This window comes from Streptomyces canus (assembly GCF_030815415.1).
GTDB lineage: Bacteria > Actinomycetota > Actinomycetes > Streptomycetales > Streptomycetaceae > Streptomyces > Streptomyces canus_F.
This window is the reverse complement of record NZ_JAUSWW010000001.1, coordinates 6,268,130-6,286,761: the sequence shown is the minus strand read 5'-3', so window position 1 is coordinate 6,286,761 and position 18,632 is coordinate 6,268,130. Positions and strand designations below refer to the sequence as shown.

The window sequence follows — 18,632 nt, the reverse complement described above, 5'->3', positions numbered from 1 at the left end:
CGCTGACAGGACGTACGAGGACTGTCAGGACGTACGAGAGGGGTCAGGATGTACGAGAGGGGTCAGGGAAGAGGAAGGGAAACGCCAGGTCACGAAAGCCCCTCGGGCGAACCGGGCGCTTCCGGCCGTTTGGCCGGATACCCTCTCGCCCATGGCAGCTCGTGCCCTCCAGGAGCGGCGGACCGATCCCGTTGAACTGGACGGGCTCGTGGGCCGTATGGAACAACAGGCCGCGCACGGAGGCGACGGCCTGGCCGACACCGACCGAGCGTTTCACGCCATCTTGTACCGGGGTGTGGACAACGTGTCGTCGAGCGAGATGCCGGAGGCGTTCCGGGACGCCTTCCACCGCGTACGCACGGATCTCGGGGGTGTGCCGCAGGATCCGTGGATCATCTGCGGGCAGCACCGGCACATCTTGGGTGCGGTACGGTCCGGGGATGCGATACGGGCAGAGGGGGCCATAAGAGAGCACTTCGGCAACATCCGTGCCCGACTGTCCACAACCTCCCCACAAGGCCCCCACAGGGGCCACAATGAACGCGTATGACCGGTAAACACCGCGTTTCGCATCTTGCGATCATGCCTGACACCGTAGAAACCTGGTTTTCAAGATGCTGCGGATACGCGGCACTTGGGGGGCACGGAGCCGGTTGCCGGTGATGACGGGGAGAGGGGGCCCCGTTCATAGGACGATGCCGAGGGGGGCATCATGCAACCGGAAGGTCGCAGTTCCATGTCTATTGGTATGGAGAATGTGGTGACTGCGGCCACCACTGATACGTCTGTGAAGAGTCGAGGGGGACTCGAGCAGACGTAAGGAACCGACAAAGCACGCGATCACTCGCGTGTGGGGGGATGACTCATGACGTCGACGCCGACGGGCGCCCGGCAGAACTTCGACCCGTCTGAAACCACTCAGCTCAGGGTGGCCTCACAGACCCGGACGGGCACGTTCCGCCGGATCAAGAAGACGCTGCCCAAGTACGACTACGAGCACTACAGCCGGTTGGCCGGACCCCTCACCCAGCCCGATCCGTCGAAGCCCTACAAGGTGGAGTACCGATCGCTGATCTCGCAGGAGACACACCGCCTCAGAGTCGCCCTGATGCTGGCCGCCGCGCCGGTGCTCTCCCTGGTCCTGCTGTTCTGGCTGCTCCAGCCCGAGCACTGGACCGAGCGCGACTACGTGGACTTCAAGTGGCTGCCCGCGCTCGACATAGTGATGCTCGTCTCGATCGGCCTGATCGAGTTCTTCCGCTGCATGAACGTGCTGTCGAACGCGCACGCCACGCTGGTCGCCCGCGACCCGATCCCGGTGGTGCCCGAGACCGGCACGAGAGTGGCCTTCCTCACCTCCTTCGTGCCCGGGAAGGAGCCCTTGGAGATGGTCACCAAGACCCTGGAGGCGGCGGTCAAGCTGCGCCACCGGGGCCTTCTGCATGTGTGGCTGCTCGACGAGGGTGACGACCCCGAGGTCAAGGAGGTCTGCGCCCGGCTCGGCGTGCACCACTTCTCCCGCAAGGGCATCGCGAAGTGGAACCAGGCCAAGGGCCCGCACCGCGCCAAGACCAAGCACGGCAACTACAACGCCTGGCTGGACGCCCACGGCGACGACTACGACTACTTCGCCTCGGTCGACACCGACCACGTGCCGCTGCCCAACTACCTGGAGCGGATGCTCGGCTTCTTCCGCGACCCGGACATCGGCTTCGTCATCGGCCCGCAGGTCTACGGCAACTACGACAACTTCGTCACCAAGGCCGCCGAGTCGCAGCAGTTCCTCTTCCACGCCCTCATCCAGCGCGCCGGCAACTACTACGGCGCCCCGATGTTCGTCGGCACGTCCAACGCCGTGCGGATCAGGGCGCTCAAGCAGATCGGCGGCCTGTACGACTCGATCACCGAGGACATGGCCACCGGCTTCGAGATCCACCGCCACAAGAACCCGGCGACGGGCCGCAAGTGGCGCTCGGTCTACACCCCGGACGTGCTCGCGGTCGGCGAGGGCCCCAGCGCCTGGACGGACTTCTTCACGCAGCAGATGCGCTGGTCCCGAGGGACGTACGAGACGATCCTCAAGCAGTACTGGAAGGGCTGGTACTCCCTGCCCCCGGGCAAGCTCTTCAACTACACGATGATGATCATCTTCTACCCGATGTCCGCCCTCAACTGGATCCTCGCGGCGCTCAGCTGCGCGCTCTTCCTGGGCCTGGGCGCCTCGGGTGTGAACATCGACCCCACCGTGTGGCTGATGCTCTACGGCAACGCCTCCGCCCTGCAGATCGGCCTCTACGTCTGGAACCGCAGGCACAACGTCTCCCCGCACGAGCCCGAGGGCTCCGGCGGTGTGGCCGGCATGGTGATGTCCGCGCTGTCCGCGCCGCTGTACGCCAAGGCCCTGATCGACTCCGCGCTGCGCCGCAAGAGCAAGTTCGTCGTCACCCCCAAGGGCGACTCGGCCAGCCCCGACCGCTGGTTCGGGACCTTCCGCTACCACTGGTACTTCATCGCGATCTTCGGCGCCTCGATCGCCGCCGGTTTCGTCTACGGCCACTCGCACCCGGCGATGATCATCTGGGCGATCTTCGCCATGCTGATCACCGCGACGCCGATCTTCGTCTGGCGGCACATGCTGCGCCAGGAGAAGAAGAAGCCCGCCGAGGAGCCGCAGGACCCGGCGGTCCCGGCGCAGCAGCAGTACCAGCCGCAGCCCCTGCCGGCTCAGCACGCGCCAGCCCAGAAGCCGAGCTGGGCCGCCTCTCAGCCGGGCGGCGGAGGCGGCAACAGCGGGGGCAACGACCAGACCATGCAAATCGCCCTGGGTGGACTTGGGGGACGTAAGGAATGAACGACCGTGCCGGACACCGTCGTGCCCGTCGCCTAGCGATAGGTACGGCGGTGGTACTCGCACTGGCCGGGATGAACGGGCCGTGGCTCTACCGCTTCGGGACCGAGAAATACCACCAGTACCAAATCAACAAACCGGAGTACAAAGCCGACAACGGCAAGTGGGAAATCGTCGATTTTCCGGAGGAGTTCAGACAGAACACGATCCACGCGGCGCTGCTGCGCACCGGCAAGGTGCTGCTCGTCGCGGGGTCGGGGAACAACCAGGAGAACTTCGACGCCAAGAAGTTCGACACCCGTATCTGGGATCCGGTCAAGGGCACCGTCAAGAAGGTGCCCACGCCCAGCGACCTGTTCTGCACGGGCCACACGCAGCTGTCCAACGGCAACCTGCTGATCGCGGGCGGTACGAAGCGGTACGAGAAGCTCAAGGGTGACGTCACCAAGGCCGGCGGCCTGATGATCGTCCACAACGAGAACCCGGACAAGCCGATCACGCTGCCCGCGGGCACCAAGTTCACCGGCAAGGAGAACGGCAAGACGTTCGTCTCCAAGGACTCGGTGCTGGTGCCGCGCGCGAAGAAGGTCTTCGACAAGGCGACCGGCGCGTTCCTGCGCAACGACCCCGGTATCTACCGGGTATATGTCGAGGCACAGAAACAGGGCAAGACGCACGAGACGGGTACGCAGGACAACTACCGCATCCAGGGGCTGTCCGGCACCGACGCGCGCAACACCTACGGCATCGCGCAGAAGCTCGCCCTCGACAAGAAGGACTTCCAGGGGATCCGGGACGCCTACGAGTTCGACCCGGTCGCCGAGAAGTACATCAAGGTCGACCCGATGAACGAGGCCCGCTGGTACCCGACGCTCACCACCCTGAGCGACGGCAAGGTCCTCAGCGTCTCCGGCCTCGACGACATCGGCCAGCTGGTGCCGGGCAAGAACGAGGTCTTCGACCCGAAGACCAAGACCTGGACGTATCTGCCGAAGACCCGCCAGTTCCCGACGTACCCCGCGCTGTTCCTGATGCAGAACGGCAAGGTCTTCTACTCGGGATCCAACGCGGGCTACGGGCCGGACAACGTGGGCCGCGACCCCGGGGTCTGGGACGTCGACACCAACAAGTTCACCAAGCTGCCGGGGCTCAGCGACCCCAAGCTGATGGAGACGTCCGGCACGGTGCTGCTCGCGCCGGCGCAGGACGAGAAGTACATGGTGGTCGGCGGCGGCGGGGTGGGCGAGTCCGACCAGTCCAGCGACAAGACCCGGATCGTCGACCTGAAGGCGGACGACCCGAAGTTCGTGGACGGGCCGACGCTGGAGAAGGGCACGCGGTACCCGAGCATCTCGGTCCTGCCGGACGACTCCATCCTGGTGTCGGGCGGTTCGGAGGACTACCGCGGGCGCGGTGACTCCAACATCCTCCAGGCGCGGATCTACCACCCGGAGACGAACACGTTCGAGCAGGTGGCCGATCCGCTGGTGGGCCGCAACTACCACTCCGGTTCGATCCTGCTGCCCGACGGCCGGGTGATGTTCTTCGGCTCGGACTCGCTCTACAGCGACAAGGCCAACACCAAGCCGGGCGAGTTCGAGCAGCGCATCGAGATCTACACGCCGCCGTATCTCTACCGGGACTCACGGCCGTCGCTGTCCGGTGGTCCGCAGACCATCGAGCGCGGCGGGTCCGGGACGTTCACCTCGCAGCACGCCTCGACGATAGAGAAGGTGCGGCTGATCCGGCCGAGTGCGGCGACGCACGTCACCGACGTGGATCAGCGGTCGATCGAGCTGAAGTACAAGGTGGCCGGGGACAAGATCACGGTGACGGTGCCGAAGAACAAGAACCTGGTGCAGTCGGGGTGGTACATGCTGTTCGTCGATGACGATCAGGGGACGCCGAGCAAGGCACAGTGGGTCAAGGTTCCCTAGGCGGTAGCAGGTGAGGGCGCCCTCCGTATGACGGAGGGCGCCCTTCGCTGTACGGCTACTTACTGGCTTTCGCCAAGTTCAACGCGTACTCCGACCACCACTCCCCCGCCTTCGGGCCGCCCTTGCACTCGCCGTCCGACTCTCCCGGGCGCTTGACCCAGACGTACGCGTCGACCAGCGGGTCCGCGGTCTTCGTCGTCGGGGTTTCACCCAGGGCGCGGCCGGGCGGGTTGCACCAGCGTTCGTCGGCCTTGCCCTCGTTGTAGGGGCCGTTGCCGTTGCGGCTGGTGTCGATCACGAAGTGCTTGTTGCCGACCTTCTCGGAGAGCTGCTTGCCGTAGGCGATGGACTCCTCGGTCGAGTAGAAGTTGGAGACGTTGACCGAGAAGCCGTCGGCCTTGTCGACGCCCGCCCACTTCAGCGGCTCGAAGATCTGGTCCGGGTGCCCCCAGCCCGCGTTGCCCGCGTCCAGGTAGACCTTGGTGTTCTCCAGGGACTTGAGCTTGGTGATGGCGCCCTGGAGAAGGTCGTAGCGCTCCTCGTGGAACTCGTCCTGGGTGCAGCCGTCGACCAGGTGCAGTACGGCGTCCGGCTCCAGGATGACCGTCGCCGGGCGGTCCCCGATGCCCGCGGCCACACCGTCGAGCCAGGTCCGGTAGGCGTTGCCGTCGGCGGCGCCGCCCTGCGAGTACTGGCCGCAGTCGCGGTGCGGGATGTTGTAGAGGACCAGCAGAGCCGTACGGTCCGCCTTCTCGGCGGCCTCGGTGAAGCCGCGCGCCTCCTGCTCGGGGTTCTCCGTGCCGATCCACTGCCCGGTGGGCTGCTCGGCGATCTTGCGGATCTGTTCGGCGTCCGCGTCCTTGCCGGCCTTCTCGAACTCCGCGACCTGCTGGGCCGCGGTGCCCTCCGGATTGACCCAGAACGGGTCGGTCCCCTTGGGCTGTTGGGTGATCTTGGCCCCGGACTCGTCGTCCGGCTCGTCCTTGTCCCCGGACGAGGAGCATCCGGCGATCAGCAGTGCGGCCCCCAGCACTATCGCGGACGTCCTCATTCCGGCCCCCCTCGTGCCGTACATCCAACTCCCCCTCGGTGCTGCAGTCCAAGGCTCAATCCTGACATACGTGTCGTGGGGCACACGAGATCACCCGAGCCTTGTCGGGGAGCTGTTACAGCACGATGGTCTGGGTAGGCGCGCGCTGGGACCGGGGCGGGCGGCGAAGGGGAGTGGGCGAGGATGCACCACACCACCCGGGAGCTCCGGCTGGCGGCCGCGCTGGTGGAGGCGGCGGACACCCTGTCCGACGACTTCGGCATCGAGGAATACCTCCGGCGACTGGCGGACCACTGCGTCGACCTGCTGGCCGCGCAGGCGGCCGGGATCATGCTCATCGACGGCGGGCGGACCGTCTCGCTGACGGGCAGCAGCGCGCACGAGGACATGGCGCTCGATCTGCTCCAGGCCCAGCACAGCGGCGGCCCCTGCCTGGACACCTACGGCTCCGGCAGGGCGGTCCCGCCGGTCTCGATCCGGGCGGCCGCGCGGCCTCCCGCTGGCCGGAGTTCACCGAGCGGGCGCTGCGCCACGACGACGTCACGACCTTCGCGGTGCCCCTGCGGCACAGCGATCGGCTGCTCGGCGCGCTCAACGTCTTCGTGCCACCCTGCACGGGGAGCCGTCGTCCGGCTCGGAGCTGCCGATGGCCCAGCTCCTCGCCGATTCCGCGTCCCTCGGGCTCCAGAACAACACGCCGGGTTACTCCCGCAGCCCGTGCGCGCGGTTGAGGACCAGCCCGGTCGGCGGCTTCGGGGGGAGCGGGCCGTCGACCGGGACAGGTGGCGCCGGCGGGCCTAGAGGCCGGTCCCCGTCAGATACGCCGACACGATCACGTTCGCCGTATAGCTGCGGCTCGCCCGGTCGAAGGTGCCGCCGCAGGTGATGAGCCGCAGTTCGGCCCGGCCCTTCTCGTGTGTCCCGTAGGCCTGGCGGGCATCGAAGAGATCGCGGGCGACGACCTGGACGTCGTCGACGGTGAACTCGGCGACCCTGCCGTCGTCGCGGATCACCCGGACCGTCTCGCCCGGCTTCAGCGCGCTGAGCTTGTAGAAGACGGCGGGCCTGGTCTCGGTGTCCACATGCCCCACCATCAACGCGGCCCCGGCGGCCCCCGGCTTCACCCCGGCGGCGTACCAGCCGACGACACCGGCCTGGGCGTAGGGCGGCGGATCGATCGCGCCACCCCCGTCGAGCCCGCGGGCCACCACGGGCGCCTGCACGCCGAGTCCGGGAATGTCGAGGCGCTGCGGCAGCGCCGGCCTCAACGGCTCGGTGGGGGGCGGCAGTTCGACCCCGGGCGGCCGTCCGACCGCCGCCACGTCGCCGGTCGTGGGCGCGGATATCCCGTTGCGCACGTCCGTGACCTCCCGCCCCCACAGCCACAGTCCGAGCAGCAGCATCACCCAGGCCACCCCGGTGAGGAGGCGGCCCGTGCCGGAGGAGCGCATGTCAGTCGGTCCCACGGCTCCGGCGGACCCTCCGCAACACCACGGCCGCGGCCGCCACCCCGGCCAGCACCAGCCCGGTCACCACCTGCGCGATCCCGGGTCCGGCCGTGCGGGCGTCGACGGCGCCGAGGTGAGCCGTGCCGCCGCCGCCCGCCTGGACCGGGGCGACGGGGGAGGTGTACGGGGACGGCTCCTGTACGACGGTGACCGCGGCCTTGTGGGACGTGTCCCCGCAGGTGACCTGGACGTCGTAGGAGCCCGCCCGCAGTTCGGTGCGGACCCGGGTCTCGCCGACGAGGGTGCCTCCCCCAGAGGGGGTACCCCCAGCCCCGGTGAGCCGTACGTCGGCGACGAACGCCGCGGAGACGGCCGTGCCGGTTCTTTCGGCGCAGCCGCTCACGCGCAGGGCGATGTCGGTGCCGGGGGCGGGGGACGACGGGGTGACTGCGACTGCGGCGCCGTCGGCCGCGTGCGCCGCCGGGGTGGTCAGTGCGGTGACTGCCAGCAGTGTGGTGCAGATAGTGAGGCGTAGTGAACCCATCGTGAACCTCCAGATATGTGGAGAGTCCCCCGGGAGCGGCGGCCCCGCATCCTCAGGGGGCCGCCACTACTCCGTACGAGTCGTGTTCATGGGCCGTGGGGTTTCAGATCCGGTCCACGAGGTCCGCGATCGAGTCCACGACCTTCGACGGGCGGTACGGGAAGTCCTCCACCTGCTCCGGCCGGGTCAGCCCGGTGAGCACCAGGAACGTCTGCATACCCGCCTCCATCCCGGCCAGCACGTCGGTGTCCATCCGGTCACCGATCATCGCGCTGGTCTCCGAGTGGGCGCCGATCGCGTTGAGACCGGTGCGCATCATCAGCGGGTTGGGCTTGCCCGCGAAGTACGGCTGCTTGCCCGTCGCCTTGGTGATGAGCGCGGCGACGGCGCCGGTGGCCGGGAGCGGGCCCTCGGTGGAGGGGCCGGTCTCGTCGGGGTTGGTGCAGATGAAGCGGGCGCCGCCGTTGATGAGGCGGACCGCCTTGGTCATCGCCTCGAAGGAATACGTCCGGGTCTCGCCGAGGACCACGTAGTCGGGCTCGTGGTCCGTGAGGATGTACCCGATGTCGTGCAGCGCGGTGGTCAGACCCGCCTCGCCGATGACGTACGCCGTGCCGCCGGGCCGCTGGTCGTCGAGGAACTGGGCGGTCGCCAGCGCCGAGGTCCAGATGGACTCGACCGGCACGTCCAGGCCCATGCGCCGCAGTCGGGCGTGCAGGTCACGCGGGGTGTAGATGGAGTTGTTGGTCAGGACCAGGAAGGGCTTGCCGGACTCGCGGAGCTTCTTCAGGAAGGCGTCGGCGCCGGGGATCGGTACGCCCTCGTGGATGAGCACACCGTCCATGTCGGTGAGCCACGAATCGATGGGCCTGCGGTCTGCCATGTGCGGGATCTCCTGCCGTACGCGGTACTGCGTCGGCCCCAGCCTAGACAGTGGCCGGATCTTGAGGGAATGGCCGACTTCCGGTTGGTTCGGCCTCCCGCCGGCTTTCGGGTGTCTCAGCGGCGGCGGGCCAGGAGCAGCGTGCCGCCGGTGGTGAGGAGGAGGGCGGCGGCCAGGAGGCGGGCGGGAGTGCTGGGGCCGGTGTGGGCCAGTTCCGCGGCTTCTTCGGCGTCGGGGAGGGCGTCGGCGGTGCCGGTGCCGGTGTCGGCGTCGGCGTCGGCGTCGGCGTCGGTCGGGGGCGGCGCGGCGGCGTCGGTGGCGACGGCGAAGCGGTAGTCGTTGGACTGGCCCACCCAGTCGCCGTCGTCTTCATGGCGTTGTACGACCGCGGCGTTCGCGGTGACCTCGTTCGGTACCGCGTCCGAGGTGAGGGCGAGACGGACCTTCACCGTGCGGGTCTTGCCGGGGGCGACGGTGAGGCCCTGCCGGAACACCCCTACGAGTTCGTCCTCGTCGGTGGTCTCGAAGCGGACCGGGTGGGGGCGCTTGCCCTCGTAGAACTCGAGTTGGGGCTGGTCGGGTTCCAGGGCGTGCTTCTTGTCGAAGAGGACCACCACCGGGTGGATGTTCTCGCAGGTGCGGTCCGTGGTGTTGGTGAGGTCGAGGTACCAGGTGCCGTATCCGCCGCCGATCTCGTAGGCGTCGGGGCCGCCGTGGATGCGGGTGGTGAGGGGGAAGGTGCGGGCGGAGGCGGCGCACGTGGGCGCGGCGGGGGCGGCCGGGGTCGCTTGGGCGGGGGTGGGCGTGAGGAGGAGGGCGGCTGCCGCGGTTAGGGGGAGGGTGGCGGTGGCGGGGGTGCACAGTCGCATAAACACATGACCATGGCGGGTGGGGGTGGGGAACGGGGGGTGCCGCTCCGGGCTGGGGTCGAATGCCGCCCGATCGGCGGTGGGGGATGCCTGCGGCGGCCCGTGGCGGCTTCGGTGGGGGTTCGCGTTGCGCACTACGGTCGGATTGGGGGTCGGTGCCGCACCGGGGGGTGTCCGTCCTCGGTCGGGCGGTGCGGTGGGCTGGGGATGTGCTCTTGGTTGGTCGCCCGACGCTGCGGGCGGACACCCCCCGGTACGTCCCCTTCTCGCCGTTGCGCAAGCGCGGGCCCGTCCCGCCTGGGGACAGTGCGGCGGTCGGGTGCGTCCCCGCCTGGGGCGGCGCGGTGGTGCGGGCCCGTCCCGCCTGGGGACGGTGCGCAGGCGCGGGCCCGTCCCGCATGGGGACGGTGCGGCGGTGCGGGTGCGTCCCGCATGGGGACGGTGCGGCGGTGCGGGTGCGTCCCGCATGGGGACGGTGCGGCGGTGCGGGTGCGTCCCGCATGGGGACGGTGCGGCGGTGCGCCGCTGCGGGTGCATCCCGTCTGCGGACGGTGCGCTGGCACGGGTGGGTCCCCGCCAGGGCCGGTGCGCTGGTGCGGGTGCGTTTCGCCTGGGGGCCTCGACTGCGGTTCTACGGTGGGCAGCTCAGCCTGTTGCTCGGCCGAACAGTGGGGCGAGGAGTAGTTGGGCGGCGCCCTCGGCCACGGCCCGGGGGCCGCCGGGGGCGAGTCGTACGGGCACGGTGGCGTTTCCCTGGGTGCGGGCGTCCAGTGCTGTCTGTACTCCTCGTACGAAGAGTTTCGGCGCTGCGGTGACCGTGCGTCCGCCTAGGAGTACTACGTCGATGTCGAGCAGGCCGACCAGGTTCGCGGCGCCTGCGCCCAGTACCCGGGCCGCCTCCTCTGTGTCTCCTCTTGCCACGGCTCCCAGGCACAGGGCCTCGATGCAGCCCCGGTTTCCGCAGCCGCAGGGTGGGCCGTCGAGTTGGATGACCTGGTGGCCGAACTCTCCCGCGCCCGTACGGGCGCCCCGGTGCACCTTGCCGCCGATCACCAGGCCGGCCCCCAGTCCCGTACCGAGATGCAGATAGGCGAAGGAGTCGGCCTCGTCCCCGACGGCCAGGCCCAGGGCTGCCGCGTTGGTGTCCTTGTCCACGGCGACCGGCATGCCGAGCCGGTGCGACAGTGCGTCACGGAGGGGGAAGCCGTCCCACTCGGGGAAGCCGGTGACGCGGTGCAGCACGCCGCGCCCGTGGTCGAGCGGTCCCGGCAGGGCCACGCCCACACCGAGTACCGACTTCGGCCGCAGGACTGAGAGCAATGCCTCGGCGAGGCCGGCCACCCCCTCCACCACGGCGTCTGCCCCCGACCCGAGGTCCATGGCGACGCACCGCTCCCCCACCACGGTCCCGTCCAGGTCGACCAGCACCGCCCGCAGCTCGTCCCGGTCAAGGTGCACTCCGAGTGCGTGGCCGGCCTCCGGGACCAGCCGCAGTACCGTCCGGGGCTTGCCGCCCGTCGATGCCCGTTGGCCCGCCTCCGTGGCGAGGTCCTCCTCACGGAGCCGGGCGGTGATCTTGCTGACGGCCTGGGGGGTGAGGCCGGTGCGGTCGGCGAGTTCCAGGCGGCTGATGCCCTCGGTTCCCGCAGTGCGCAGCAGGTCCAGCACCAGTGCGGTGTTGTGGCTGCGCAGCCCGAGCAGGTTCACTCCGGCCGTCACCGGGCGCCCGCCGCTCGCCGACTTCTTCGTCCTGTCCACGCCACCATTCTCCCTATGGCTTGCACTTTGGCAACAGCGTTGCCAAAGTGGGAGGCATGACTGGTACGACTGGTACGGCTGGTACCCCTCTCCGCGTGGGCCTCATCGGTTACGGCCTCGCGGGCTCCGTCTTCCACGCCCCGCTGATCGCCGCCACCGAGGGCCTCGTCCTCGACACGGTGGTCACCTCGAACCCCGAGCGCCAGGAGCAGGCCCGCGCCGAGTTCCCGGACGTACGCGTCGCCGCCACGCCCGACGAGCTGTTCGAGCAGCGGGGTGGCGAACTGGATCTCATCGTCATCGCCTCCCCCAACAAGACGCACGTCACGCTCGGCACCCGTGCCCTTGAGGCCGGTCTTCCGGTCGTCGTCGACAAGCCCGTCGCCGGCACCGCCGCCGAGGCGCGGCAGCTGGCCGCGCTCGCCGAGGAGCGGGGGCTGTTCCTCTCCGTCTTCCAGAACCGGCGGTGGGACAACGACTTCCTGACGCTTCGCAAGCTCCTCGCCGACGGTGAGCTGGGGGACGTATGGCGCTTCGAGTCCCGTTTCGAGCGGTGGCGGCCGCAGCCCAAGGGCGGGTGGCGGGAGTCCGGTGACCCGGCAGAGATCGGAGGTCTGCTGTACGACCTCGGCAGCCATCTCGTGGACCAGGCACTCGTCCTCTTCGGTCCCGTCACCTCGGTGTACGCCGAGTCGGACATCCGGCGCGGCGGCGCCTCGGTCGACGACGACACCTTCATCGCGCTCACCCACGCGAGCGGAGTGCGGACCCAGTTGTACGCCACGGCCACCACCGCCCAACTCGGGCCCCGCTTCCGGGTGCTGGGCTCGCGGGCCGGTTATGTGAAGTACGGCCTCGATCCCCAGGAGGCGGCCCTGAAGGACGGCGAGCGGCCGGCCGAGGGCAAGGACTGGGGGCTGGAGCCCGAGTCGCTGTGGGGGCGGGTCGGTGCCGGTGAGTCCCCGCTGACGGGCGGCGGTCGGCCCGAACCGACCCTCGCCGGGGACTACCCCGCTTACTATGCGGCCGTGGCGAAGGCCCTGCTCGACGGCGGTCCCAACCCGGTGACCGCACTGGAGGCGGCCGCCTCCCTCGACGTACTCGAGGCGGCCCGCCGTTCGGCCCACGACGGAGTGGTGGTGAAGCTGTGACGCACAGCGGCGAGTTGACCCCGAAGTTCCACCCGGAACTGACCCCGCCCATCGAGGAGCTGGAGGCACAGGAACGCCGCCTGGTCTTCCGCCAGTTCACCCATGACGACGCCTGGGCCCTGGGTTCCCTGCTGGTGGAGCTGGCCCGTGAGCGCCAGGCCCCCGTCGCCATCGACATCCACCGCGCCGGCCAACAGCTCTTCCACGCCGCCCTGCCGGGCTCCGCCCCGGACAACGACGCCTGGATCAACCGCAAGCGCCGCGTCGTGGAGCGCTACGGCTCCGCCTCCTACCTGGTCGGCGCCCGCTTCCGCGCCAAGGGCACCACCTTCGAGGAGTCCTCACGTCTGGACCCGGACGAGTACGCGGCCCACGGCGGTTCCTTCCCGATCACCGTGGAGGGTGTGGGGGTCATCGGTTCCGTGACGGTGAGCGGTCTGCCTCAGCTCCAGGACCACAAGTTCGTGGTGGAGGCGCTGGAGGAGTTCCTGACCAAACAGACCAGGTAGCACTGCACCCACCCAGGGGCGCGGGGAACTGCGCGACCAGCCACGAACAGCCCGCGGCTGACGTACGAGCCGCAGTTCCCCGGCTCTCCCAGCGGAGCGTCTACGCGTCCTTGAACTCCTGCCGCTGACGTCCGAGCCCCTCGATCTCCAGCTCGACCACATCCCCGGCCCGCAGGAACGGCTTCGGTTCCGGCTGCCCCAGCGCCACCCCCGCCGGCGTCCCCGTGTTGATCACATCACCGGGGTACAGGGTCATGAACTGGCTGACGTACCGCACCACTTCCGCCACCGGGAAGATCTGCTCGGCCGTCGTCCCGTTCTGCTTCAGCTCCCCGTTCACCCAGAGCTTCAGCGACAGGTTCTGCGGGTCCGGTATCTCGTCCGTCGTCACCAGCCACGGGCCCAGCGGGTTGAACGTCTCGCAGTTCTTGCCCTTGTCCCAGGTCCCGCCCCGCTCGATCTGGAACTCCCGCTCGGACACGTCGTGCGCCACCGCGTACCCGGCGACATGCGCGAGCGCCGCCTCGTGCGAGTCGAGGTAGCGGGCCGTACGTCCGATGACCACCGCCAGCTCGACCTCCCAGTCGGTCTTCTCGGACTTGCGGGGCACGAGGACGGTGTCGTGCGGGCCCACGACCGTGTCGGCGGCCTTGAAGAAGATGACGGGCTCGGCGGGCGGCTCGGCGCCGGTCTCGCGGGCGTGGTCGTGGTAGTTCAGGCCGATGCACACGATCTTGCCGATCCGGGCGATCGGCGGTCCGACGCGCAGCCCGGTGGCGTCCAGCGCGGGCAGCTCGCCGGCCTCCGCGGCCGTGCGGATCCGCCCGAGCGCCGCGTCGTCGGCGAGCAGCGCTCCGTCGATGTCCGGGACGAGACCGCTCAGGTCCCGCAGCGTCCCGTCGGCGTCGAGCAGCGCGGGCGTCTCCGCTCCCGCCGTACCGACTCGCAGCAGCTTCATGATCACAATCTCCCTCGATCGCGGGGCGCCATCCCATGGGTGCAGCCATCGGATGACTGGTCGATCCTCCAAGGTCGGCGTCCAGTCCGCAATACCCGGTTCACGGACTGGACCGAGACCCTGGTGATCAGCGGTAGAGCGCCGCCCGCTCCACCGCGCTCCACGTCGTGCTGGTGACCACGTACAGCGCGGCCGCCAGCGGCACGACCGCCACGGTGAAGAGCGTGAAGAAGGACATGAACGGCATGACCTTGCTCATCGCCCCCATCCCCGTCATCGGCTGCCCGTCGACCACGGGTACGGCCGGATTCGCGGCCATCATCCGCTTGGTACGGCGGAAGTTGAATGCGGCAACACAGGCGACCAGCGTGAACAGCCCGACGTAGACGAGTCCCGCTCCCCCGAAGGCGCCGCCGTCGCCGAGCGCGTCCGCCCAGTGGTTGCCGAGGGGGGCGGCGAAGAGCTGATGGGTCAGGAGCGGGTTGGTCGTGTTCGAGAACAGGTGGTAGAGGAGGAAGAACGCCGGCAGCTGGCACAGGCTCGGCAGACAGCCGGACAGCGGGGAGACCTTCTCCTCGGCGTGCAGGGCCAGTACGGCCTTCTGGAGTTTCTCGGGGTTCTTCGCGTGCTTCTTCCGCAGTTCGGCGATCTTCGGCTGGAGTTCAGTGCGGGCCTTCTGTCCGCGCGCCGCCGCGCGGGACAGGGGGTGCACGAGGAGTCGTACGAGCGCGGTGAACAGGACGATCGCGCCGGCCGCGGCGGATGCGCCGAGCAGGGGGTGGAGGAGGTCGGCGAGATGCTCGACCAGGGTGGCGAAGACGGACATGGGTGAGCCCTCCGGGGGTCTCGTCAGTGCCGGGAACCGGATACGGCGATCCGGGAAGGGTGTGCGGCATGACGACCAGCGCGGGGTCCGCGTCACCTCTCAAAGGCAGCCGGGAGTGCTCTCAGGGAGCCTCGGGGTGCTTCGGGGTGCTTCGGAAGAGAAGGTGGGTGCCCCTACGCGGCGGTCGCCAGGAGGGCGTGTCCCGGTGCGCGGGGCCTGGTGCGGCCCTTGGCGTCGGGGTCGCGTTGCGGCAGGAAGGCCGTGCGGCGGGCGCGGTCGCGGATGGCCGTACGGACCCGGGTGGGCGGTACGGCGGGTGCGCAGCGCGCGACGAGCAGAGAGCAGGCGGCGAAGGCGGAGCCGGCCGCGGCGGTCGCCGCGAGGGCGACGGCGGCGGAGAGGCTGCCGGTGTCGAGGAGTGCGACCTGGAGGAACAGGAGCAGCAGGGGTACGGCGGAGCGCGGACCGCGGATCATCGGCCACCCCTCCCCTCGCTCACCGGACGACGTACGTTATTCGTACCTGTGTCGGTTATACCTGATCGGTCACTACAGGCTCCAACAGCCGCTTGGGCTTCAGCAGAGCCCGGCTGACCGGATCCACCGGGTCCGGATCGAGTCCGGGGCCCGGAATCATGAGGATGTCGGCGGGCGGTACGACGGACGCGCAGGCGGGGCACTCGCCGTACGGGCCGAGTTCGGTGCCGCACTCCGTGTGCCGGAAGGCGCGCAGCACCGTCTTGTCGTAGTGCTCGCGGCCCCACCGCCCGAGTGAGCGCACCACGGGCCACAGCTCGATACCGCGGTCGGTCAGGACGTACTCGTCGCGCGGCGGCGACTCCTGGTACCGGCGCTTCTCCAGGACGCCCTCCTCGGTGAGCATCTGGAGGCGGGCGGCGAGGACGGCGCGGGGGATGCCGAGGTGGCCGAGGAAGTCGTTGTAGCGCCGTACGCCGTAGAGGGCGTCGCGGACGACGAGGAGCGTCCAGCGCTCGCCGACGATCTCCAGCGCGCGGGCGATCGAGCACTCCTGTGTCGCGTAGTCCTTGCCCAGTGCCATGCCGTCCACCTTAGCCACTTTGCGAGCGATTGGTTCAGTCACCGAACCGACCCTGTTACGGTACTCCGTATGACTAGGTTCAGTGAACGAACCATCACCAAGGTGCCGACTCCGGCGCCCCTCCCACCCGCCGGGCCCACCCTCGCCCTGACCAGCGCCGCCACCGCCGTGGCCCTGATGACGTACACCGCGCCGATGGTCACGCTCCCCGACATCGCCGCCGCCCTGCACACCCCGCTCTCCGCCCAGGCCTGGCTCCTGAACGGCACTCCGCTCGGTCTCGCCGCCCTCCTCCTGGTCGCCGGCAGCCTCGCCGACGACTACGGCCGCCGCCGGGTCTTCGTCGCCGGCACCCTCGCGCTCGGCCTCACCACGATCCTCGGCGCCTTCGCCTCCAACACCTGGCTGTTCACCCTGGCCCGCATCGCCCAGGGCGCCGCCAGCGCGGCCCTCCTCGCGAGCAGCCTCGGCCTGATCGCCCACGCCTTCCCGACACCGGCCGGGCGGCTGCGGGCGACCGGGGTGTGGGGCGCGTTCGTGAGCGGCGGGATCGCGGTGGGGCCGATCGTGACCGGTGCCATGCCGAGTTGGCGGTTGTCGTACGTCGCGCTCGGCGCCGCCGCCGTGGTCGTGGGGGCCGTGTCGGCGCGCGCGTTGCCGCATGTAGAGGAAAGGAGGGCGGCGCCGGACCTCGTGGCGGAGGAACGGCCGTCGGTGGACCGGCACGCGTCCCTCGCCCCGCGTGGCCGCCGCCCAGACCTCGGCGGAGCCGTGACCTTCGGGTCGGCCCTGGTCGCCCTGGTCGCGGCCCTGACACTGGGCCGGGACGGCTGGCTGCGGGCTCCGGTGGGGCTGTTGCTGCTGGTCTCGCTGGTGCTGCTGGCCCTCTTCGTCGTGGTCGAGCGGCGCGCGGCGGCCCCGATGATCGACCTGGGTCTGCTCCGCCGCCCCGGTTTCCTCGCCTCCTCCGCGGGCGGGCTCTTCACGGGGCTCGCGGTGATCGGGCTGTTCAGCTTCCTGCCGGCCCTGCTCCAGCAGACGATGGGACTGTCGGCGATGGACACCGCCTGGCTGTTCCTGCTCTGGTCGGGGCTCTCCTTCGCCGTGGCACTCCAGGCACGCCGACTGTCCGGCCGGGTATCCCCGCGGCTGCAACTCGCCCTCGGTTTCCTGCTCCACGCGGCCGGCGTCCTGACCATGCTGGGCTCGGTCAGCTCCGGCTCCTGGACCCGCCTGCTCCCCGGCCTGGTCGTGGCGGGAGTGGGCAGCGGTCTACTGAACGCCGCGTTGCCGCTGCTCGCCGTGGAGTCGGTGCCCGCCCAGCGGGCGGCGATGGGATCGGGAGCCCAGCAGACCCTCCGGTACATCGGGTCCTGCGCGGGGGTCGCCCTGACGATCGCCCTCGCGACCTCTTCGGACGGAGGCCTGGCCCGGGGCGCGGATGTCGCGATGGCGGTGTCGGCGGGGCTGGCCGTGGTGGCGGGGGGTGTGGTGGGGGTGCTGCGGGAGCGGGGATGAGGGTGAGGGGCGGGCCCGGGGGCTGGCTGGTGGATCATGCCGGTCGGCGCCGCCGATCGGGTCAGCGGCGCCTTTGTCCGACAGCAGGTGCTCGCCATGTGGCCGGACCCTTGGGCCGTGGTCGCCGAGTCCGACCGAGCGCAGTGGGACTACGCCCCGCTCGAACGGGTCGGCCCACTGCGCTTCGGCATGAGCCAGCAGGCGGCGGCTGTCGCGATGGAAGCAGGGGGTTACGCCTCCGACAGCGCCACGGAGATCACCAAGTTCGCCCGGCTCCAGCAGCTGCGCACGCGGTTCCGGCCGCGAGCTCCGAACGTTCCACTCCTCGGCCGGAACGCAGTCGTACAGAGTGTGGGCCCAGTCGTTGGACCTCCCGAAGACCAGCCGAGTCAGCAGTACGTCCCCGGCGCGCTGCGCACGTGGGTTCATCCCGCGTTGAGGAGTGGCGCGCGGCGCATGTCCTAACGGGGGCGCATCGAGACCAGCTTGCCCCAGACCACCAGGCGGTATCGGGAGGTGTACTCCGGGGTGCAGGTGGTCAGGGTGATGAAGTAGCCGGGCGCGGTGTAGCCGCGGGTGGGGTGGACCGTCGAGCGGGGGATCTTTCGGAGCACTCCCGAGTCGCGGGCCGAGGTCTGGCCGAGGGTCGTGTCCACGGCGTACGTGTAGACGGCGTCCTCGGTCTCGACCTGGAGCGTGTCCTCGGGCGCGAGCCGGTTGATGTACCGGAAGGGCTCGCCGTGGGTGTTGCGGTGCCCGGCGAGGGCGAAGTTGCCTGCCTGGCCAGGCTGTTGGGTGCCGGGGTAGTGGCCGACGTACCCCTTGTTGAGGACGTCCTGCTTGCCGACGCCCTCGGCGACGGGGACGCGGAGGCCGAGGCGGGGGATGGTGAGGATGGCGTAGGCCTGGGACCAACTGGGTTGTCGGGAGCGGGTGGTGGACTGTTGCGGCTGCCGACTGAGGGTGCCGGTATCGGTGTTCGGGGTGTCCGTGCTCCGCGGGCTGGGTGCGATGTCCGGCTCCCGCCCGGTGTCCCACTCCCGCTCCAGCGCCTCCACCTTCCGCTCGGCGCCCCGCCGTGCCTCCCGGTTGGTCCACCACAGCTGATGGACGACGAGCAGCAGAAGTACGACCCCTACGGTGACCAGGAGTTCGCCGCCCGTCCACAGCGCGCGCCGGCGACGGACACGCCGACGCCGGGTCTCGTGCCCCACCACGGGAACCCGCATGCCGTACACCGCCCTCCGCCTGTGCACGCCGCCTTCACCGGGCC

At 70.0% G+C, this 18,632-nt stretch carries 19 protein-coding genes; 8 read left to right on the top strand and 11 right to left on the bottom strand.

What is annotated here, in order from left to right:
• Window positions 1-151: 151 nt before the first annotated feature.
• The 3 genes from QF037_RS29175 (at window position 152) to QF037_RS29165 (ending at window position 4,785) form a co-directional block, all read left to right on the top strand.
• Window positions 152-550 (top strand): FadR/GntR family transcriptional regulator, encoded by a 399-nt coding sequence (locus tag QF037_RS29175; protein WP_373463829.1) that lies wholly within the window; start codon window positions 152-154, stop codon window positions 548-550.
• Window positions 551-865: 315 nt separating this feature from the next.
• Window positions 866-2,851 (top strand): glycosyltransferase family 2 protein, encoded by a 1,986-nt coding sequence (locus tag QF037_RS29170; protein ID WP_307030204.1) that lies wholly within the window; start codon window positions 866-868, stop codon window positions 2,849-2,851.
• Window positions 2,848-4,785, top strand: coding sequence for a kelch motif-containing protein (locus QF037_RS29165; protein WP_307030203.1), 1,938 nt, complete (start codon window positions 2,848-2,850; stop codon window positions 4,783-4,785). Before QF037_RS29170 ends, QF037_RS29165 begins: the two co-directional genes overlap by 4 nt.
• Before the next feature lie 55 nt (window positions 4,786-4,840).
• Here the strand turns inward: QF037_RS29165 and QF037_RS29160 are convergent, their stop codons facing one another.
• Window positions 4,841-5,860, bottom strand: coding sequence for a glycoside hydrolase family 6 protein (locus QF037_RS29160; protein ID WP_307030201.1), 1,020 nt, complete (start codon window positions 5,858-5,860; stop codon window positions 4,841-4,843).
• 159 nt (window positions 5,861-6,019) lie between these two features.
• Between QF037_RS29160 and QF037_RS29155 the strand changes: the two genes are divergently transcribed.
• Window positions 6,020-6,637 carry a hypothetical protein gene (locus tag QF037_RS29155; protein ID WP_307030199.1) on the top strand — a complete coding sequence of 206 codons (618 nt, stop codon included), beginning with the start codon at window positions 6,020-6,022 and terminating at the stop codon, window positions 6,635-6,637.
• On the opposite strand, the gene QF037_RS29150 is transcribed toward QF037_RS29155, so the two are convergent.
• The 5 genes from QF037_RS29150 to QF037_RS29130 form a co-directional block, all read right to left on the bottom strand.
• On the bottom strand, window positions 6,634-7,287 hold the full coding sequence (locus QF037_RS29150; RefSeq protein ID WP_307037421.1) for a class F sortase: 654 nt from the start codon (window positions 7,285-7,287) through the stop codon (window positions 6,634-6,636). The genes QF037_RS29155 and QF037_RS29150 overlap by 4 nt on opposite strands.
• Before the next feature lies 1 nt (window position 7,288).
• Complete coding sequence (locus QF037_RS29145; RefSeq protein ID WP_307030197.1) at window positions 7,289-7,828, bottom strand: hypothetical protein; 540 nt, start codon at window positions 7,826-7,828, stop codon at window positions 7,289-7,291.
• Window positions 7,829-7,931: 103 nt separating this feature from the next.
• Window positions 7,932-8,711 carry an HAD-IIA family hydrolase gene (locus tag QF037_RS29140; protein WP_307030195.1) on the bottom strand — a complete coding sequence of 260 codons (780 nt, stop codon included), beginning with the start codon at window positions 8,709-8,711 and terminating at the stop codon, window positions 7,932-7,934.
• Between the two features lie 116 nt (window positions 8,712-8,827).
• On the bottom strand, window positions 8,828-9,580 hold the full coding sequence (locus tag QF037_RS29135) for a hypothetical protein (RefSeq protein ID WP_307030193.1): 753 nt from the start codon (window positions 9,578-9,580) through the stop codon (window positions 8,828-8,830).
• Window positions 9,581-10,225: 645 nt separating this feature from the next.
• The gene (locus tag QF037_RS29130; RefSeq protein WP_307030191.1) at window positions 10,226-11,338 is read right to left on the bottom strand and encodes an ROK family transcriptional regulator; all 1,113 of its coding nucleotides are present in this window, start codon (window positions 11,336-11,338) and stop codon (window positions 10,226-10,228) included.
• 56 nt (window positions 11,339-11,394) lie between these two features.
• Here QF037_RS29130 and QF037_RS29125 point away from each other — a divergent pair, with 56 nt between their 5' ends.
• Both QF037_RS29125 and QF037_RS29120 read left to right on the top strand, forming a co-directional pair.
• Window positions 11,395-12,489, top strand: coding sequence for a Gfo/Idh/MocA family protein (locus tag QF037_RS29125; protein WP_307030189.1), 1,095 nt, complete (start codon window positions 11,395-11,397; stop codon window positions 12,487-12,489).
• Window positions 12,486-12,998, top strand: a complete 513-nt coding sequence (locus tag QF037_RS29120) for a heme-degrading domain-containing protein (RefSeq protein WP_307030187.1) — start codon at window positions 12,486-12,488, stop codon at window positions 12,996-12,998. The genes QF037_RS29125 and QF037_RS29120 overlap by 4 nt, the downstream gene beginning before the upstream one ends.
• A gap of 100 nt (window positions 12,999-13,098) precedes the next feature.
• Here the strand turns inward: QF037_RS29120 and QF037_RS29115 are convergent, their stop codons facing one another.
• The 4 genes from QF037_RS29115 to QF037_RS29100 all read right to left on the bottom strand — a co-directional run bounded on the left by QF037_RS29115 (window position 13,099) and on the right by QF037_RS29100 (window position 15,841).
• A complete protein-coding gene (locus QF037_RS29115) occupies window positions 13,099-13,956 on the bottom strand; it encodes a fumarylacetoacetate hydrolase family protein (protein ID WP_307030185.1) in 858 nt (285 codons plus the stop codon).
• Between the two features lie 127 nt (window positions 13,957-14,083).
• Window positions 14,084-14,782, bottom strand: a complete 699-nt coding sequence (locus QF037_RS29110) for a YidC/Oxa1 family membrane protein insertase (protein WP_307030184.1) — start codon at window positions 14,780-14,782, stop codon at window positions 14,084-14,086.
• Between the two features lie 173 nt (window positions 14,783-14,955).
• Window positions 14,956-15,258, bottom strand: coding sequence for a DUF6412 domain-containing protein (locus QF037_RS29105; protein ID WP_307030182.1), 303 nt, complete (start codon window positions 15,256-15,258; stop codon window positions 14,956-14,958).
• 55 nt (window positions 15,259-15,313) lie between these two features.
• Window positions 15,314-15,841, bottom strand: a complete 528-nt coding sequence (locus QF037_RS29100; RefSeq protein WP_307030180.1) for a winged helix-turn-helix transcriptional regulator — start codon at window positions 15,839-15,841, stop codon at window positions 15,314-15,316.
• A 69-nt stretch (window positions 15,842-15,910) separates the two neighbouring features.
• Between QF037_RS29100 and QF037_RS29095 the strand changes: the two genes are divergently transcribed.
• Both QF037_RS29095 and QF037_RS29090 read left to right on the top strand, forming a co-directional pair.
• Window positions 15,911-17,359 (top strand): MFS transporter, encoded by a 1,449-nt coding sequence (locus QF037_RS29095; protein WP_307030179.1) that lies wholly within the window; start codon window positions 15,911-15,913, stop codon window positions 17,357-17,359.
• 96 nt (window positions 17,360-17,455) lie between these two features.
• Window positions 17,456-17,824 (top strand): hypothetical protein, encoded by a 369-nt coding sequence (locus QF037_RS29090; protein WP_307030177.1) that lies wholly within the window; start codon window positions 17,456-17,458, stop codon window positions 17,822-17,824.
• Here the strand turns inward: QF037_RS29090 and QF037_RS29085 are convergent.
• Window positions 17,821-18,588, bottom strand: a complete 768-nt coding sequence (locus QF037_RS29085; protein WP_307030175.1) for a class E sortase — start codon at window positions 18,586-18,588, stop codon at window positions 17,821-17,823. The genes QF037_RS29090 and QF037_RS29085 overlap by 4 nt on opposite strands.
• Window positions 18,589-18,632: the final 44 nt, after the last annotated feature.

What these genes read in the sequence shown, in the direction of transcription:
- QF037_RS29095 (WP_307030179.1), top strand. Translation starts at nt 15,911, where the DNA reads ATGACTAGGTTCAGTGAACGAACCATCACCAAGGTGCCGACTCCGGCG.
- QF037_RS29085 (WP_307030175.1), bottom strand. Translation starts at nt 18,588, where the DNA reads ATGCGGGTTCCCGTGGTGGGGCACGAGACCCGGCGTCGGCGTGTCCGT.
- QF037_RS29090 (WP_307030177.1), top strand. Translation starts at nt 17,456, where the DNA reads ATGTGGCCGGACCCTTGGGCCGTGGTCGCCGAGTCCGACCGAGCGCAG.
- QF037_RS29160 (WP_307030201.1), bottom strand. Translation starts at nt 5,860, where the DNA reads ATGTACGGCACGAGGGGGGCCGGAATGAGGACGTCCGCGATAGTGCTG.
- QF037_RS29100 (WP_307030180.1), bottom strand. Translation starts at nt 15,841, where the DNA reads ATGGCACTGGGCAAGGACTACGCGACACAGGAGTGCTCGATCGCCCGC.
- QF037_RS29150 (WP_307037421.1), bottom strand. Translation starts at nt 7,287, where the DNA reads ATGCGCTCCTCCGGCACGGGCCGCCTCCTCACCGGGGTGGCCTGGGTG.
- QF037_RS29115 (WP_307030185.1), bottom strand. Translation starts at nt 13,956, where the DNA reads ATGAAGCTGCTGCGAGTCGGTACGGCGGGAGCGGAGACGCCCGCGCTG.
- QF037_RS29165 (WP_307030203.1), top strand. Translation starts at nt 2,848, where the DNA reads ATGAACGACCGTGCCGGACACCGTCGTGCCCGTCGCCTAGCGATAGGT.
- QF037_RS29145 (WP_307030197.1), bottom strand. Translation starts at nt 7,828, where the DNA reads ATGGGTTCACTACGCCTCACTATCTGCACCACACTGCTGGCAGTCACC.
- QF037_RS29135 (WP_307030193.1), bottom strand. Translation starts at nt 9,580, where the DNA reads ATGCGACTGTGCACCCCCGCCACCGCCACCCTCCCCCTAACCGCGGCA.
- QF037_RS29155 (WP_307030199.1), top strand. Translation starts at nt 6,020, where the DNA reads ATGCACCACACCACCCGGGAGCTCCGGCTGGCGGCCGCGCTGGTGGAG.
- QF037_RS29110 (WP_307030184.1), bottom strand. Translation starts at nt 14,782, where the DNA reads ATGTCCGTCTTCGCCACCCTGGTCGAGCATCTCGCCGACCTCCTCCAC.
- QF037_RS29105 (WP_307030182.1), bottom strand. Translation starts at nt 15,258, where the DNA reads ATGATCCGCGGTCCGCGCTCCGCCGTACCCCTGCTGCTCCTGTTCCTC.
- QF037_RS29175 (WP_373463829.1), top strand. Translation starts at nt 152, where the DNA reads ATGGCAGCTCGTGCCCTCCAGGAGCGGCGGACCGATCCCGTTGAACTG.
- QF037_RS29140 (WP_307030195.1), bottom strand. Translation starts at nt 8,711, where the DNA reads ATGGCAGACCGCAGGCCCATCGATTCGTGGCTCACCGACATGGACGGT.
- QF037_RS29170 (WP_307030204.1), top strand. Translation starts at nt 866, where the DNA reads ATGACGTCGACGCCGACGGGCGCCCGGCAGAACTTCGACCCGTCTGAA.
- QF037_RS29125 (WP_307030189.1), top strand. Translation starts at nt 11,395, where the DNA reads ATGACTGGTACGACTGGTACGGCTGGTACCCCTCTCCGCGTGGGCCTC.